Source organism: Streptomyces sp. B3I8, from assembly GCF_030816915.1.
Classification (GTDB): Bacteria; Actinomycetota; Actinomycetes; order Streptomycetales; family Streptomycetaceae; genus Streptomyces.
Window position 1 is genome coordinate 2,386,215 of the sequence record NZ_JAUSYN010000002.1, and the last position, 16,554, is coordinate 2,402,768.

Below are 16,554 nucleotides of genomic sequence, written 5' to 3' on the forward strand. Positions count from 1 at the left end.
ATGCGCCCGCACCGCCGCACGCCCCTCGCCGGCCGGGTCGTCGCCCCCTGGGTGCGGACCCGGCTGCGCGTGGCGCCCGGGGTCGCGGTGGGGCTCGCCGTCCTGGTGGCCGTCACCGCCTTCCTCGCCGCCGCCTGCCCCCTGGCCGTCGACCGGTCCGAGGACGTCGGGCTGCGGCGGGCCGTCGCCGACGCCGAGGCCCGCCGCACCACCGTCCAGGTGACGGCCCCGCCGCTCGACCCCGGGTTCCCGCGCGAGCGCCGCGAGTCCGCGCTGCGGCCCGACGTCCTGCGCCGGCAGTACGCCACCGTGCTCGGCGAGGTACGCCGGCCGCTGACCGCCGACCGTACGCAGTCCTCCTACGGCGCCGTCACCTCGACGCCCCTGGAGGTGCCCGACGCCGGGCTGTCCCGGCCCAGCGGGCTCCCGCCGCGCGTGGTGCTCGCCGCCCAGGACGACCTGGCCGGTCACGCCCGGCTGCGCTCCGGCCGGCTGCCCCGCGCCACCGGCACGATCACCGCGACCACCGGCGCCGTCGAGGCCGCCGTCACCACCGGGACCGCCGCCCACCTGCGCATCGAAGTGGGCTCGGTGCTCCACGTCCCCGGCGCGGAGCGCGCCCCGCTGGCCGTGCGCGTCACCGGCATCGTCGCGCCCCGGCAGTCCGACGGCGCCTACTGGGGCGCCCAGCCCCTGCTGCATTCCCCCTCTCTCGTGCGGGACGGCAACTCGCCCGACGCGCCCACCTACTGGCTCGGCGCCCTGCTGCTGCCGCCGGAGGCCGCGCCCGCGATGCTCGGCACACCCGGTAACCCCTGGCGCTACTGGCAGGTGGCGCCCGACACCTCCCGCACGCCCGCGCACGCGCTGCCGGCGCTGCGCTCCGCCGTCGCCGCCCTGGAGAGCGGTCCCGGCCTCGGCCGGATACGCGACGCCGTAGACCCGGCCGCCGACGCCGAGACCGACCTCGACGGCGTCCTCGACGACTACGACGGCCTCCGCTCCCGCATCGCCCCGCTGGTCTCCGTCGCCGCCTTCGGCACCGGTACGGTCGCCGTCGCCGTCCTGCTGATGGCGGGCGGCCTCGCCGCCGACCGCCGCCGCGCCGAGCTGGGGCTGCTGCGCGCCCGCGGCGCCTCGCTGCCCGGCCTCGCCGGGCGGCTGCTGGCCGAGACGGCGGCGGTGGCGCTGCCCGCCGGCGCGCTGGGTCTGGCCGCGGCGCTGTGGGCCGTCCCGCACGGCCGGTCGGCGTACGCGGTGGCGGCGGCCGGCGCCGTCACCCTGCTCGCGTGCGTCACGCTCCCTCTGCGCGCGGTCGTCCGGCACCGCACCGCCCACCTCGGCACGGCCCGCGCGGACGTGGTCTCGGTACGCCCTTCCCGGCGTCGTACCATCGCCGAGCTCACCCTGCTCGTCCTGGCCGCCGGCGCGGTGGAGGCACTGCGTCGGCGGGGCACCTCCCAGGGAGCGGGTACTCGCGGTGACGCGCTGGTCTCCCTGGCGCCCGTGCTCGTGGGAGTGATCGCCGCCCTGGTGCTGGTCCGGCTGCACCCGCTGCCACTGCGCCTGCTGACCCGGGCGACGAACCGGCTGCGGGGCGCGGTCGGCCCCCTCGCGCTGGCCCGGGCGAGCCGCACCTCCGTCTCCGCCGTCCTGCCACTCCTCGCCCTGCTCACCGCGCTGACCACGGCCGCCTTCGGTGGCTCGGTCACCGCGGGGATCGGGGCCGCCCGCGACCACGCCGCTCTGCTCACCACGGGCGCGGACGCCCGCGTGGAGTCGACGTCCGCGCTGCGGGCCGGTGCGGCGGAGCGGGTGCGCCGGGCGCCGGGCGTCGAGGAGGTCACCACGGCGGCCGTGACCTGGGAGGCCAAGCCCCACGACGGCCCGGAGTCCGTGCCCTTGGCGGCGGTGTCTCCGTCCGCCTACGCCCGGCTGGCCGGCCGTCTGCACCTGGGCGCCTTCCCGGCGCACACCCTGACCCCATCGCCCACCGCCCGGACATCCCAGAGCTCCTCGACCCCCGGCTCCTCCAACTCCCCCGATTCCCCCGGCTCTTCCGGGTCAGGCGGCTCTTCCGACCCGACCGACTCAGGCCCGGCGCCGCTGCCCGCGCTCGCCTCGCCCACCGTCGCCCACCGCTACGGCACGGCGCCCTTCCCGGTGCTGCTGGCCGACGGCAGCCACGTCACGGTGCGGATCACGCTGGTGCGTGGGGCGACCCCGGCCGTGCCCGGTACGGAGTTCCTCGTCGTCGACCGCTCCGGACTACCCCCGGCCGCCACCCGCCCGACCGCCCTCCTCGTCACCGGCACGCATCTCGGCGCGGCCGCGCTGCGCCGGGCGGCGGGCGACTCCCCGAGCGTGAAGATCCGCGCGCGGGAGCGCGCCGCCTACGCCCACTCGCCCCTGCAGGCGGGCGCCGAACACCTCTACACGGCGGCGGTCGTAGCCGGCGCCGGCTACGCCGTCCTCGCACTGCTGCTGGCCCTGGTCCGCGCCGCCCCCGAACGCACCGCGCTGCTGGCCCGGCTGCGCACCATGGGCCTCACCCGCGCCCAGGGCCGCCGTCTGCTGATCCTCGAGTCGCTGCCGCAGGCCGTGCTCGCCGCGGCGGGCGGCACGCTGACGGGCTGGGCGGCGGTACGGCTCCTGTCCCCCGGCATCGACCTCACTACGCTCGCCCTGGCCACCCCGGGCGCGGCCGACGTCGGCCACCTGCGCACCGACCCCGCGTCCCTGCTGCTGCCGGCCCTGGCCGTGCTGCTGCTCACGGTCGCCGTCGCGGCACTGCAGGCGTGGGTGACGGGGCGACGCGGCTCGGTGCGGGAGCTACGGGCGGGAGAACGCGCATGAACATCACCGGCGGGAGGCCACGATGACCACCGACCCCACGCTCGCCGACCTGGCGGACCGCGCCCGCGCGGACCGCTCGCGGCCCGCCTTCGGCCACGACGCGCTGATCGCCTGCGACCGTCTGGTGCGGGTCTTCTCCGCCGACGGCGTCGAGGTGCAAGCCCTGCAGGGGCTCGATCTCCTTGTGCGGGAGGGCGAGTTGATGGCACTGGTCGGCGCCTCCGGCAGCGGCAAGTCCACCCTGATGAACATCCTCGCCGGGCTCGACACCCCCACCGCCGGCGCGGCCCGCGTGGCCGGTCAGGACCTGCTGACCATGACCGCCGGGGACCGGCTGCGCTACCGCCGGGAAACCGTCGGCTTCGTCTGGCAGCAGACCTCCCGCAATCTGCTCTCCTATCTCACGGCCGCACAGAACGTGGCGCTCCCGCTGCGGCTGGCGGGCCGCCCGGTCGGCGTCCGCGGTCCTGGGGCACGCCGTCGCGCCCGCACGGATCGCGCGCTGGAACTGCTTGACCTGCTCGGCGTCGCCGACTGCCGGGACCGCCGTCCGCACCAGATGTCCGGCGGCCAGCAGCAGCGGGTCGCGATCGCGGTCGCCCTGGTCAACGCACCCGCCGTGCTCCTCGCCGACGAGCCCACCGGTGAACTCGACTCCGGCACCGCCGAGCAGATCTTCGCCGCGTTCCGCACCGCCAACGAGTCCCTCGGCACCACCGTCGTCATCGTCACCCACGACCAGGCGGTGGCGAGCGAGGTCCGACGCACGGTCGCCATCCGCGACGGCCGCACGTCGACCGAGGTGCTGCGCCGCACGGAGGTGGACGCGGCCACCGGGCGGGAGGCGGTGGTGGCCCGCGAGTACGCGATGCTGGACCGGGCCGGCCGGCTCCAACTGCCCGCCGACTACACACGGGCCCTCGACATGCGCGACCGGGTCGCCCTGGAACTGGAACCCGACCACATCGCCGTCCGGCCGGACGACACGCACCGGAACCCGGACCCGCATCCCGATCCGGACCCGCATCCCGATCCGAAACCGGACTCGGCCACCAGGCCCGAACACGACCGCAGCCGCGACCGCGGCTGAGCAGCCACTGCCAGGGGACCGTTTCAGGCCGCCCCGGGTACCCGGCTCAGCGCACGCTGACGCCCAGTCCACCCACGCCGATGCCCGTGCGGCGCACCGCGACCGAGCCGTAGGGGGTACGCAGCCGGAGCCAGGAACCCGAGGAGAACAGTTCCGGCCGGGCCGCCTCGGCCCGCACATCTCCGACCGCCCGCAGGAAGCCGAGGGTCTGCGCCGCGTGCACCGCCCGAACGGGCAGCGCCGTGCCGGCGACGGTGCGGGACCAGATCTCCCGCCCGATCCCGTCCAGTTCGGCCCGGGTCCGCCGCTCCTCGGGCAGCGCGTCCGTACGGGAGCGGAACTCGGCGACCGCCTCGCCCACCGTCGCCCGCAGCGCGTCCGGTGCCGGCAGCCCCGGCTCGGGCCGCCAGCCGCCGCGCGGCGGGAGCACCCCGGCCCACGGCGGGCCGGTGACCGCGGCCGGAACGGTGGCCGTGGCCGCCGCCTCGTCCACGGACTCCAGCAGGTCACCGGCCGAGACGGTCACGTCGAGCCCGGCCTCGAGACCGTGCTCGTACGGTTTGGCGAGCCGCGCCGCGCGCACGGCCAGCACCTCGAAGGAGGGCGGCCGGCCGAACACGGCGAGCGCCGTCCCGGCCGCCTGGAGCCGCACCGCCGCCGCGCGGTCGTAGTGCAGCAGCCGGGAGAGGAAGCCGGCCAGGTCGGCCGCCTCCCCCTCGTCCGCGAGGTGCAGCACGCTCATGCGGCGACGGCCTCGCCCTCGTCCTGCGCTGCGCCCGTGGCCTCGTCCGCCGCGCCGTCGTCCCGGTAACCGTCGAGGAACTCGCGCTCCTCGGCGGTTATCCGGCGCGGCCGCTGCGCCTCGAAGTCGAACGGCACGATCACCGTCGACGCGCGGACGTAGACCTGGCCGGGGTCCTTCACCTCGTAGGCGAGGGTGAAGGACGCCGCCCTGACCTCCGTGACCCACATCTCGATGTCCACGGGCGCGTGCCGGTGGACGAGCTGTCGCTTGTAGTCGATCTCATGGCGTGCCACCACGGACCCCTGCCGGAAGTCCATGTCCGGACGGAACAGGAAGTCGATACGGGCCTCCTCCAGGTAGCGGAGGAACACCACGTTGTTGACGTGGCCGTACGCGTCCATGTCCGCCCAGCGCAGTGGGCAGCGGTAGAGGTGCCGCAAGATCGATCAGCCCCGGGTCAGCTTCTTGTAGGTGGCGCGGTGCGGGCGCGCGGCGTCGGCGCCCAGGCGCTCGATCTTGTTCTTCTCGTACGACTCGAAGTTGCCCTCGAACCAGAACCACTTGGACTCGCCCTCGTAGGCGAGGATGTGCGTGGCCACGCGGTCGAGGAACCACCGGTCGTGGGAGACGACCACGGCGCAGCCGGGGAACTCCAGCAGCGCGTTCTCCAGGCTGGAGAGCGTCTCGACGTCGAGGTCGTTGGTCGGCTCGTCGAGGAGCAGCAGGTTGCCGCCCTGCTTGAGGGTGAGCGCGAGGTTGAGGCGGTTGCGCTCACCGCCGGAGAGCACGCCGGCCGGCTTCTGCTGGTCCGGTCCCTTGAACCCGAAGGCGGAGACGTACGCCCGGGAGGGCATCTCCACCTGTCCGACGTTGATGTAGTCCAGCTCGTCGGAGACGACGGCCCACAGGGTCTTCTTGGGGTCGATGTTCTCGCGGCTCTGGTCGACGTAGGAGATCTTGACCGTCTCGCCGACCTTAATGGAACCGGCGTCCGGCTCCTCCAGGCCCTGGATCATCTTGAACAGCGTGGTCTTGCCGGCGCCGTTCGGGCCGATGACGCCGACGATGCCGTTGCGCGGCAGGGTGAAGCTGAGGTCCTCGATGAGGACCTTCTCGCCGAAGGCCTTGTTGAGCTTGTCGACCTCGACGACCACGCTGCCCAGGCGCGGCCCCGGCGGGATCTGGATCTCCTCAAAGTCCAGCTTCCGCATCTTGTCGGCCTCGGCGGCCATCTCCTCGTAACGGGCGAGGCGGGCCTTGGACTTGGCCTGGCGTCCCTTGGCGTTGGAGCGGACCCACTCCAGCTCGTCCTTGAGGCGCTTCTGCCGCTTGGCGTCCTTCTGGCCCTCGACCTTGAGGCGGGAGGCCTTGGTCTCCAGGTACTTGGAGTAGTTGCCCTCGTAGCCGTGCAGCCGGCCGCGGTCGACCTCGCAGATCCACCCGGCGACGTTGTCCAGGAAGTACCGGTCGTGGGTGACGGCCACGACGGTGCCCTCGTACTTGGCGAGGTGCTGCTCCAGCCAGTTCACCGACTCGGCGTCGAGATGGTTGGTGGGCTCGTCGAGGAGCAGCAGGTCGGGGGCCTCCAGCAGCAGCTTGCACAGCGCCACGCGGCGCTTCTCGCCACCGGAGAGGTTGACCACGGGCCAGTCGCCGGGCGGGCAGCCCAGCGCGTCCATGGCCTGCTCGAGCTGGGCGTCGAGGTCCCAGGCATTGGCGTGGTCGAGCTGCTCCTGCAGCTTGCCCATCTCGTCCATGAGCTCGTCGGTGTACTCGGTCGCCATCTGCTCGGCGATCTCGTTGAACCGGTCGAGCTTGCCCTTGATCTCGGCGACGCCCTCCTGGACGTTCTCCAGGACCGTCTTCTCCTCGTTCAGCGGGGGCTCCTGCAGCAGGATGCCCACGGTGTAACCGGGAGAGAGGTAGGCGTCACCGTTCGACGGCTGCTCGAGGCCCGCCATGATCTTGAGGACGGTGGACTTACCGGCGCCGTTCGGGCCGACGACGCCGATCTTCGCCCCCGGCAGGAAGTTCAGGGTGACGTCGTCGAGGATCACCTTGTCGCCGTGCGCTTTGCGCGCCTTGCGCATGGTGTAAATGAACTCAGCCAAGAGAAACCGTCCGGCAGCTTGAAATCTGGGAGTGGGCAGACACACCCATCTTGCCGCACCGCCGCCCCAGGGAGAAAACCCGAGGGGCGGGTGGGCTCTGACCTGGCCCTTCGACGGCCGCTCCCGGGGCGGCCCCCGGGGGGAGGCGGGCCTGAGCGCACTGTGGAGTTGCCAAGGTGCTGCCGGTCAGTGCCGGGTGGTGGGGTTCTTCCTGCGACCGAGGAGCAGCAGGACCGCGCCGCCGATCACGACCAGGCCGATCGCCACTCCGGCGATCAGCGGAGTCGCGTTCGAGCCACCGGTCTCGGCGAGGTTGGTGACGTCGGTGGTGCCGCCGACCGTCACCGGGCTCGGTTCGCTCAGTGTCTGCACCGACTCACCGCCCACGTCGGTGCTCTCGGCCGTCTCGGTCGCGCAGTCGAGGACGCCCTCGAAGCGGCTGTCGGCCCCGTGCGACCCCTTGACGGTGAAGTCGTACGCCTGGTCCTCCTGCAACGGGATCGTGACCGTCTTCCTGGCACCGGCCTCGACGCTGTGCTCGGAGCCCATCAGGGAGAAGACGAAGGGCTTGTCGCCCTGGTTCGCGGCGGTGATGTCGAGCCCGCCCCCGGCGCAGTTCTTCCGGGCCGACAGCGCGGGTATCGCCCCTTGCTCCGCCCAGTCGGCCGTCGCCGTCGCGGACACCGTCGACTCGCTGGAGCCGGCCAGGATCTGTGTCTGACTGCGGCTGTCGGAGACGAAGGCCCGGCCGACCGGCACGCTGGTGGACGCCTGGACGGTCAGCGAGGCCGACCCGGCCGCCGTGTCCTCGGGCACGTCGAAGTAGATCCGGCTGCCGTCGGCGGCCGAGGTGATCGGCTTCCCGTGGGTGTCGACCACCGTCACCCCGTTCGCGGTGGCGGCGGCCGGCGGTGCCACGGTGACGCTGTCGGCGGTGGTGTGCACGGTGACCGGTCCGAGCCGTTCGCCCGGGTGCCCGGAGACGGCGGGCGGGTCCAGGCGCAGCGAGGCCTGCGGCTCGACGGCCGAGCGGGCGGTGCGCTCGAGGTAGTCCGCGAGCCGCTCCGCCCGCGGGTTCAGCGCCTCGACGTCGGCGCCGTCCGAGTACCGCCAGATGGCCACCTGGGTGCCGGCCGCGGCGTCCTGCTCGGTGAGGCCCGTGGCCCCTGCCTTGGCGGCAAGCGCGGCGAGGTCGTTGACCTGGGGGTAGGAGTTGCGCAGGATCCAGTGGATGCGGCCGGCGGCCTTGTTGGCGCCGAGCGAGGTGCCGCTCCAGGGGGTCTCCTGGTACCGGGCGCCCTTCTGTGTGGGGTTGTCGATGTCGACGCAGTACGTCTGCAGTGTGCCGCCGCCCTCGACGGTCATCTCGAACAGCCCCGCGGACACCTGCCGGTCCCCGTCCGCGCCGTGGATGACCGCGTCCCCGTACGTCTTGAGGCCGCCGATGGTCGCCGTGGCGCCGCCCTCGGTCCGGGTGCTCTCCTCGGCGACGGCGGAGGTCGCGCCGGCCAGCGCTCCGGCGGCCACCAGTCCGGACACCAGGGTCACGGCGGCGAGACGCGCGGGCCTCCGCGGCAGTACCGCCCGCACGGCTCGCCGGCCGCGGGCGGACAGCGTGCCGGTCCATGCGGACAGCCCCGACAGGGCGGACAACGCGGGCTTCACAAGCAATCCCCCTTAGAACAGAGCCCTTTGACGTGGCGGGGAGCGGTCCCGTCGGCACACTCACGAGCCCTGTGAGTCATGCCCGGCATCCTAAGGACGCGAAGACGCCGCTTTTCCCGGTCGCCTCCTCGTGCGACTGATCCGACTCGGAATCGTTATCCCGTCCACAGGTTGTGCATGAGCTGCGCTTTTCGGGGACTTGTCGACACTTGTCGAGGAGGCCGAGCCTGCCGGGGAGGCCGTGTGCGTCGGTGAGGGGGGCCGAGAACTCGCCCGCCCGTGCCTGCCTCATGTCGCCCCGGCCGCGACCGGCTGGGGTCGGGTCCGCCGTCCGGGATGCGTGGCCGGTTCGCCGGGCGGTTCCGCCTCCCAGACGGGCTCCGGCTGCGCGTCCTCGGGCCGGGCCGCCGTGCTCTGCGGTGTCTCGGGCCTCGTGGCCCGCCGGAAGGCCGACGTGCCCCGCGCCAGATCATGGCCGATCGCGGAGGCGTCCAGGTCCGCCGAGGCCCAGTTCTGCCCGTCGCGCTGCTCGGTGCGCACCTTCAGCCGGCCCTGCACGAGCACCGGATCACCCACTGCCAGGGACGCGCCGACGTGAGTGGCCAGTGCCCGACGGGCCCACACCGTGAAGAAGTTGGTGTGCCCGTCCGCCCACGCGCTTTTCTCGCGGTCCCAGTACCGCGCCGTCACCGCCAGTCGGAAGCGCGCCGACGGGCCGGTCGCGGACTCGCGGAACACCGGTTGCGTCGCGACATTGCCGACCACGCACACAGTCGTCTCGTTCATGTCGTACCCCTCCCTCACCGCCTCCCGGCCGGTGAGGACCGGCGGGACGGCGGACCCACGCACGGGTACCTCCCGCACGGTGGCGTCTGCCGCGGCGACCCGCTTCCGTCGCGAGCGCCGCGGGAATCAGACTGCCTCCACCGGCCCGATCCCGCTGAGGGCTGTGGACGACCGCCCGGCTGTGGATATCTCCGCCACCCGAACGAGTGCGTCCGCCACCCGCCGGTTGCCTGCCGCCGACTCGTCCGGCCCCTGTTCACCATGCACGGCACAGCACAGCACGGCCACGTCACCGGTACCCGTTCATCTCCCTCGGCCTCCGGCCCCCGGCCCCCGCCGCGCCCGCGGCCTCGGCCCCCACCCCAGCCCCGGCCACCACTCCCGTGACCCTCGCGTACTGCTCCCGCACCTCCCGGTACCGCAGCAGTTCGGACGCCACCGGGTCCAGCACCCGGGCGCGTCCGCACCCGGCAGCCGCCTCCCGCAGCCTGCGTTCAGCCTCCAGCCCGTACCGCCGCGCCGGCCCCCGCGCGGCCATCCGGCAGCTCCACTCCACCACCGGTCCGCCGACGATCCCCAACGCCATCAACAGCACCGGCACACCCAGGTTCGGCGACATGAATCCGATGATCTGACCGATCAGCCACAACCCACCGATCACCTGCAGCAGGGTCATCGAGGCCTGCGCCAGCACCGCCGCCGGCCACCAGCCCGGCCGCGGTGGCCGTCCGGGCGGCGCACCGGCGCGCACGGCCAGCGCGTCCAGCGCCTCCGGGAGACCGCTCGCGCCGCGCACGGCGGCTTCGCGCACCGCCTGTGCCCACGCCGAGGGCAGCCCCGCCGCCGCGCGGTCCGCCACCGTCCGCACCGCCTGCTCGACGCGCTGTCGCGCCGTCGCCTCCTCGTCCGCGGGGGCACGCAGCGGAAGCCGTCCCGTCGGGGGCTCGCGCCGGTCCCGGCACCAGCGCCACAGCCGCAACCAGGGTGTTCCGCACGCCCGGTTGGCGTTGCGCAGCCAGGCGCGTTCGGCCGCCTCGCCCGCCGCGGTGGCGCCGACCGCGTCCGCGAGCCGCGCGGCGAACTCGTCACGCGCGTTCTCGCTGAGCCCCGCGCGCAGCCCCGTGGTGTACACCGGCCGCAGCCGAGCGGCGGCCGCGTCCACGTCCGCCGAGACCCGGCGCCCGGGGGCGCCCCGTTCGCTCACGAACTGCCCGAGCGCCTCGCGCAGTTCCCCGATGCCGTCACCGGTGAGCGCCGACACCGGAAGCACGGTGGCGCCCGGCTCGCCGTACTCGCCGAGGGCGACACCGTCCTCGTCGAGCAGTCGCCGCAAGTCGTCGAGCACCTGTTCGGCGGCTTCGCCGGGGAGCCGGTCCACCTGGTTGAGGACGACGAACATGACCTCCGCATGGCCCGCCATGGGCCGCAGATAGCGCTCGTGCAGGACGGCGTCGGCGTACTTCTCCGGATCGACGACCCAGATGACGGCGTCGACGAGCGCCAGGACGCGGTCGACCTGCTCGCGGTGGGCCACGGCCGCCGAGTCGTGGTCGGGCAGGTCCACCAGGACCAGCCCGCGCAGCTGCGGGTCTCCGTCGGGTCCCTGGACGGGGCGTCTGCGCAGCCGTCCGGGGATGCCCAGCCGGTCGATGAGCGGCGCGGCGCCGTCACTCCAACTGCACGCGATGGGTGCGGCGGTGGTGGGCCGGCGCACGCCGGTCTCCGAGATCGCGACCCCGGCGAGCGCGTTGAACAGCGCCGACTTGCCACTGCCGGTCGCGCCGGCCAGGGCGACGACCGTGTGCTGCCCGGAGAGCCTGCGGCGCGCCGCCGCTTCCTCCAGTACGCGGCTCGCCTCGGTCAGCGTGCGGCTGTCCAGTCGGGTGCGCGACAACCCGACGAGTTCGCGCAGCGCGTCGAGACGCGACCGGAGGCGACCGTCGTAGGCGAGGGGCGCGGGCCGCCGTGCGGCGCTGCTCCTGGTCTCCACTGCGGACGGCGCCTCCTGGGCGGCGTTCTTCTCGTTCACCCGCCGCGCGATCAGCCCGTCGTCCCAGACATCACCACCGTCACCGTCCTCGGGCGCGGCCGCGCGTCTGTTCCCGTCGCCGACCTCGGGCGCGGGACGGCCCTCGGGTGCCGGTACCGGTGCGAGCGCGGGAGGACGCCCCTCAGGTGCCGTACGGCCGCCCGGCCGGGCGCCCTCCGACGGCCTACGGACGTCGGGTTGGGCACGCTGGAGGGCCATGTGGGCCCGAGGATCCCTGAAGGCTTCCGTCCCACCGGCGTTCTTGCCGACGCTCCCGCCCGCGCCGATGCTTGTGCCCTTGCCGGGCTCCCCGTCCGCGACGCTGTCCCCGCTTTTGCCTCGCTCGTCGCCCTTGCCTCGCTCCCCGCTTTTGCCTCGCTCGCCGCCCGTGCCGACCTCGTCGCCCCCGCCGCGGCCCCCCTCCGGTTGCCCTGCTTCCACCGTTGCCGCCGTAGCCGTCCTTACCGCCGATTCCGCCTTTCCTGGCGTCCCCGGCGCTCCTTCCGAGCCCTTCCCCGCGACGTGCGGCGCGACTTCCTGCCCCGCCCCACCCTCCAAGGGAGCGCCCTGCGCACCGTCCGGACCCTGCGCACTGTCCGGACCCTCCGGGCTGTTCGGACCCTCCCGGCTGTCCAGGCCCTCCCGGCCGTCCGGTTCCTCCGGTCTGTCGGCCCCCACGGGCCCCCCGGGCCGTTCTGGGGCGTGGTCCGTGCGGTCAGTGACGGCGGTCACCCCGGTCACCTCTCCTTCTGCAGTAGGGACAGCGCGGCGATGAGTTCCGCCTGGGGTTCGGCATGGACCTCCAGGGCGTCGAGCGGGGCGAGCCGGCGCTCCCGCTCGGTGTGCAGCACCCGGTCGACGTAGTCGGAGAGCAACCGTGCGGCCCGGTCGCGCAGCCGCAGGGCACCGTGGGCGCCGATCCGCTCGGCGAGCCGCTCGCCCGCGGAACGCGCCCGGCGGCCGCCCAGCAGCGCGGTGGCAACCAGCGCCGCGACCATCTCGGCGTCCGGCGCGACGCTCCGGTCGAGATCGCGCGCCTCCTCCTCGGCGTACTCCTCCAGCACGCGCCGCCAGCGGCGCACCGCCAGGCCGATCCGGTGCTCGGTGTGGTCGGCAGCCGGATCGTGGCCGGCGAGTTCCGGGGCGTCGGCGGCGGGTTCGAGGCGCCAGGCCTCGTCGATGCGTTCGTCGGCGGCGGTGACGGCACACAGCAGCAACGCGCCGAGGCTCTCCACCAGGGCGTCGAGCAGTTCCCGGGCGGTGCAGTCCAACGGGAAGCTGCGCCACCGTTTGAGGGCGTCCCCGGCGAGTACGGCACCGGCCTGCAACCGGCCCCGCACACGCGCGTACTCGCTGTCGTACGCGCTGTCGACGGCGGCGGTGAGCCGGAGCGCCGCGGCGTACTGCGCGGCCGCGGCGCCGGCCAGTTCGGGCAGCCGGGAGTCGAGCGAGCCCAGGACTCCGTGAGCGGTACGGGCCATGGCGGCGCTCCGGGTGGCCGGGTCCTGCACGAGATGGGTGAGCCAGGTGCGCAGCGGCGCGACGGCGGTCGCGGGCAGCAGGCCGCCGCCCCAGGCCGACTCGGGCAGTTCGGGCACGGTGAAGCGGGGCACGTCGCCGAGTCCGGCCTTGGTGAGCAGGGCGGCGTACTGCCGTGACACCTCGGTGACGACCTGGTGGGGAACGCGGTCCAGGACGGTCACGAGCGTCGCCCGCTGCTCCTTGGCGGTGCGCAGCAGGTGCCAGGGGACGGCGTCGGCGTACCGCGCGGCGGTGGTGACCATGACCCAGATGTCGGCCGCGCAGATGAGTTCGGCGGCGAGGGTGCGGTTGTCGGCGATGAGGGAGTCGACGTCGGGGGCGTCGAGGAGGGCGAGGCCCGGTGGCAGGGTCTCGGCGGTCTCGATACGCAGTACGCGCTGTCCCTGATCGCCGAGGGAGGGCAGGTCGTCGTCGCCGGTCTCCCCGTGGGGCAGCCATTCACGGCCGAGTTCGGGCAGGACGCGCATGCCGCTGAACCAGTGGTGGTCCTCGGGATGACAGACCAGCACGGGGGTGCGGGTCGTGGGCCGCAGGACGCCGGCCTCACTGACCTTGCGCCCCACCAGGGAGTTGACGAGCGTCGACTTGCCGGCACCGGTCGAACCACCCACCACGGCAAGCAGCGGCGCCTCTGGTTGACGGAGTCTGGGCACCAGATAGTCGTCGAGTTGCGCGAGGAGTTCGTCCCGGTTCGCACGCGCACGTGGCGCTCCCGCGAGAGGGAGCGGAAAGCGTGCGCAGGCCACACGGTCGCGCAGGGCGGAGAGTGCGTCGAGCAACTGGGGCCGTACATCCAAGGTCACCACATGTGAAGAATGCCCAATTTTGCAGTCTTTCTGAAGCATATAACTGGTTCTGCGCGCCGATTGGACACACGGGACGGAAAGGACGACCGGGACATGGGCACAGTCCAGGCATAACGAGTGCACAACACCCGATGCGCGAGCGGCCAAAAGCGATGCAGGATTCGTACCTGCCTGCGATTATCGGACCCGCTTCACCGAACCTCCACATCGAGCCACGGAGGCGAAGCAACAGGGACAAGGGCTCGGGAGCCCTATCCTTGTCCCCGGCGAGTCACGGATCGCCCCACACCCGGGCACCACGACACAGGCCACCACATCGGCCCCCGTAGCTCAGTGGATAGAGCAGGCGCCTTCTAAGCGCTTGGCCGCAGGTTCGAGTCCTGCCGGGGGCGCCGTTTTCTTTCCGTCCTCCCGTTCGGGAGGGATCTTCACTGTTCGCCGTGAGTGCCGGCCGACGTGACGTAGTCCCGGGAACCTTTTGACGACTCAGTGCGCGGACGCGCGGGGTCGGCAGGTACGCCGGCATGGGGTTGGGCATCGCTGTGCTGATCGCCGGCCGTTCATGGCTGACGCGGGTTCCGCCGCGGGAGCGGGTGGCGCGGTTGAGGGATGCCTGGCACGCCGACGAGACGGGGTTGTGGGACCACGAGGCGTTGGCAGGCGGGACGGGACGGGCGTGGCCGCAGGGGCCGAACGGAGCCCTTCTCGCCGTGTACGAGACCGCGAGGCCGGGCACATCGATACGGGTGTCTTCGGTGAGAGCGGTCATGGCGTGCCGCTCGCACGGTCGCCGGAGAGCGTGCGGGAACCGGCCATGGCCCGGAAGCGGGCGGTCCCTCACCTCGATCGGATGCGAGGGGCCTTCGGCGAGCAGGCCGCGGTCCCCGATGGCCGGGTCCAGGACTTCGACGTGTTCGTGGACCTGCTGACGGAGTGAGGTCATGTCCTGGCCGAGGCAGCGCGGCAAGGGTGGTGCGTCGTGGGACTGAGCGAGTGAAGTACCTCGGCGGTGGATCGCTGCGCGGACTGTTCGATGCTCGCTCCATGTCCGCCAGATGTCAGGTGGCAGATTCCAGACCCCAGACCCCAGCCCCCAGATGTCAGGTGGCAGATTCCAGATTTCAGGTGGCAGGTGGCAGGTGGCAGATTTCCAGATGCCAGGTGCCAGGTGCCAGGTGCCGGATGACTGCTGGGTGACGGGCGGAAGTCAGCTCGTCGGGGGCGGGGTTTCTCGCTGTTCGGGGCGTTGTCGGTGGGGGCCGTTAGGGTGTGAGGGCCGTGGTGGAGACGGGGAAAAAGGGGGCAGGTCGGGTGCGGCTCAGGTGTGCGGTGGTGGACGACTACCAGGGGGTGGCGACCTCCGTGGTCGACTGGTCTGGGCTCGCCGGTGACCTCGACGTCGTGTCCTTCGGGAAGCACTTCGCCGATGAGGACGCCCTCGTGGGCGCGCTGGCCGACTTCGACATCGTCGTCACGCTGCGGGAACGCGTCGCGTTCCCCGGATCCGTGCTCTCCCGGTTGCCGCGGCTGCGGCTGCTCGTCGCCTCCGGGATGCGCAACAGCGTCATCGACTACGCCGCCGCCGAGGCGCACGGTGTGACCGTGTGCGGTACGGCGAGCTCCCCCACCCCGCCCGTCGAGCTGACCTGGGCGCTGCTGCTCGGGCTGGCCCGTGGCATCGTCACCGAGAACGCCGCGCTGCGTTCGGGCGGCCCCTGGCAGAGCACCCTCGGCGCCGATCTGCACGGGCAGCGGCTCGGATTGCTCGGGCTCGGGAAAATCGGTGGGCGGGTGGCCCAGGTCGGGCTCGCGTTCGGGATGCGGGTGAGCGCCTGGAGCCGGAACCTCACCCAGGAGCGTGCCGACGAGGTCGGTGTCGAACGCGCGGGGTCGAAGGAGGAGTTGCTCCGCACGAGTGACTTCGTTTCGCTGCACCTTGTGCTGAGCGAGCGCACCCGGAGGATGCTCGGCGCCGCCGAACTCACCCTCCTCAAGCCCACCGCCTACCTGGTCAACACCTCGCGCGCCGGCCTCGTCGACCAGGAGGCGCTGCTCACGACCCTGCGCGAGGGCCGTATCGCGGGCGCCGCCATCGACGTGTTCGACAGCGAGCCGCTGCCCGTCGGCCACCCCATGCGCTCCGCCCCACGCCTGCTGGCCACCCCGCACCTCGGATACGTCAGCCGGGCCAACTACGAACGCTTCTACGGGCAGGCTGTGGAAGACATCCGCGCCTACCTGGCCGGGGAGCCGATACGCGTCCTGGGACCGGCGTAGGTCCGCGGAGAGGACGGGGTCGTCGGCGCCCGACGTTCCCCTACGACTCCGTACGGGCGTGAGCCCGCCCTCGGGGAGTGGCACGCCGGACCCATACTCCGATCGGAAGAGTTGATCTCCCGGTTGAACGCCGTGACCGGGCGGGCTCGGGCGCGTTGAAAGGTGAGCACGGTGGCGATCACCGTGCTCGTCCTTTCACCGAAGGAGTATGTGATGTCTCGCATCGCGAAGGCGACCGCGGTTGCCCTCGGCACGGGTGCCGTGGTGCTCAGCGGCGCCGGCCTGTCCATGGCGGACGCGGGTGCCCAGGGTACGGCCGTCGGGTCGCCCGGTGTCCTTTCCGGCAACGTCGTCCAGGTCCCCGTCCACATCCCCGTCAACGTGTGCGGGAACACCATCACCGTGATCGGCGCCCTCAACCCCGCCTTCGGCAACGTCTGTGTCAACGGCGACGAGGACGAGAAGAAGTCCGGTCACTCCAAGGACGACGGCAAGTCGGGGCACAAGCGGCACGACGACGGCAAGTCGGGCTACAAGCGGCACGCCGGCGGCTACGGCGGCTGATCGATTTCACCCTCGTCACGCGCCGGGCACATGAGCGAGCCCCCGGTGGTCCGACCACCGGGGGCTTCGCCGTACACGCGACC

The 16,554-nt window shown here is 73.1% G+C and carries 12 protein-coding genes and 1 tRNA gene; 6 read left to right on the forward strand and 7 right to left on the reverse strand.

Annotated features, from left to right (window positions below; genetic code table 11):
• Positions 1-2,856: an FtsX-like permease family protein gene (locus QFZ64_RS12635; RefSeq protein WP_307065145.1), complete on the forward strand. Its 2,856-nt coding sequence runs from the start codon at positions 1-3 to the stop codon at positions 2,854-2,856.
• 22 nt (positions 2,857-2,878) lie between these two features.
• Entirely contained in the window at positions 2,879-3,946 is a 1,068-nt protein-coding gene (locus QFZ64_RS12640; protein ID WP_307065147.1) for an ABC transporter ATP-binding protein, read from the forward strand.
• Positions 3,947-3,992: 46 nt separating this feature from the next.
• Here QFZ64_RS12640 and QFZ64_RS12645 read toward each other — a convergent pair whose 3' ends face one another.
• From QFZ64_RS12645 to QFZ64_RS12675, 7 genes are all read right to left on the reverse strand, one after another.
• Positions 3,993-4,688, reverse strand: coding sequence for a hypothetical protein (locus tag QFZ64_RS12645; protein ID WP_307065148.1), 696 nt, complete (start codon positions 4,686-4,688; stop codon positions 3,993-3,995).
• The gene (locus QFZ64_RS12650) at positions 4,685-5,131 is read right to left on the reverse strand and encodes a thioesterase family protein (protein WP_307065150.1); all 447 of its coding nucleotides are present in this window, start codon (positions 5,129-5,131) and stop codon (positions 4,685-4,687) included. The genes QFZ64_RS12645 and QFZ64_RS12650 overlap by 4 nt, the downstream gene beginning before the upstream one ends.
• 6 nt (positions 5,132-5,137) lie before the next feature.
• Positions 5,138-6,802: an energy-dependent translational throttle protein EttA gene (gene ettA, locus QFZ64_RS12655; RefSeq protein WP_307065153.1), complete on the reverse strand. Its 1,665-nt coding sequence runs from the start codon at positions 6,800-6,802 to the stop codon at positions 5,138-5,140.
• Between the two features lie 186 nt (positions 6,803-6,988).
• The gene (locus QFZ64_RS12660) at positions 6,989-8,467 is read right to left on the reverse strand and encodes a TQXA domain-containing protein (RefSeq protein WP_373430595.1); all 1,479 of its coding nucleotides are present in this window, start codon (positions 8,465-8,467) and stop codon (positions 6,989-6,991) included.
• A 288-nt stretch (positions 8,468-8,755) separates the two neighbouring features.
• The gene (locus tag QFZ64_RS12665) at positions 8,756-9,253 is read right to left on the reverse strand and encodes a single-stranded DNA-binding protein (protein ID WP_307065155.1); all 498 of its coding nucleotides are present in this window, start codon (positions 9,251-9,253) and stop codon (positions 8,756-8,758) included.
• A gap of 289 nt (positions 9,254-9,542) precedes the next feature.
• Positions 9,543-12,014 carry a GTP-binding protein gene (locus QFZ64_RS12670; RefSeq protein ID WP_307065157.1) on the reverse strand — a complete coding sequence of 824 codons (2,472 nt, stop codon included), beginning with the start codon at positions 12,012-12,014 and terminating at the stop codon, positions 9,543-9,545.
• A gap of 5 nt (positions 12,015-12,019) precedes the next feature.
• Complete coding sequence (locus QFZ64_RS12675) at positions 12,020-13,630, reverse strand: dynamin family protein (protein WP_307065159.1); 1,611 nt, start codon at positions 13,628-13,630, stop codon at positions 12,020-12,022.
• 319 nt (positions 13,631-13,949) lie between these two features.
• On the opposite strand from QFZ64_RS12675, the gene QFZ64_RS12680 reads away from it, so the two are divergent.
• The 4 genes from QFZ64_RS12680 to QFZ64_RS12695 all read left to right on the forward strand — a co-directional run bounded on the left by QFZ64_RS12680 (position 13,950) and on the right by QFZ64_RS12695 (position 16,471).
• A tRNA-Arg gene (locus QFZ64_RS12680) sits at positions 13,950-14,022 on the forward strand.
• Between the two features lie 422 nt (positions 14,023-14,444).
• Entirely contained in the window at positions 14,445-14,567 is a 123-nt protein-coding gene (locus tag QFZ64_RS12685) for a hypothetical protein (protein ID WP_307065161.1), read from the forward strand.
• 374 nt (positions 14,568-14,941) lie between these two features.
• Positions 14,942-15,907 (forward strand): D-2-hydroxyacid dehydrogenase family protein, encoded by a 966-nt coding sequence (locus QFZ64_RS12690; protein WP_307065163.1) that lies wholly within the window; start codon positions 14,942-14,944, stop codon positions 15,905-15,907.
• A gap of 213 nt (positions 15,908-16,120) precedes the next feature.
• Positions 16,121-16,471: a chaplin gene (locus QFZ64_RS12695; protein ID WP_307065165.1), complete on the forward strand. Its 351-nt coding sequence runs from the start codon at positions 16,121-16,123 to the stop codon at positions 16,469-16,471.
• The last annotated feature ends 83 nt before the right edge of the window (positions 16,472-16,554 follow it).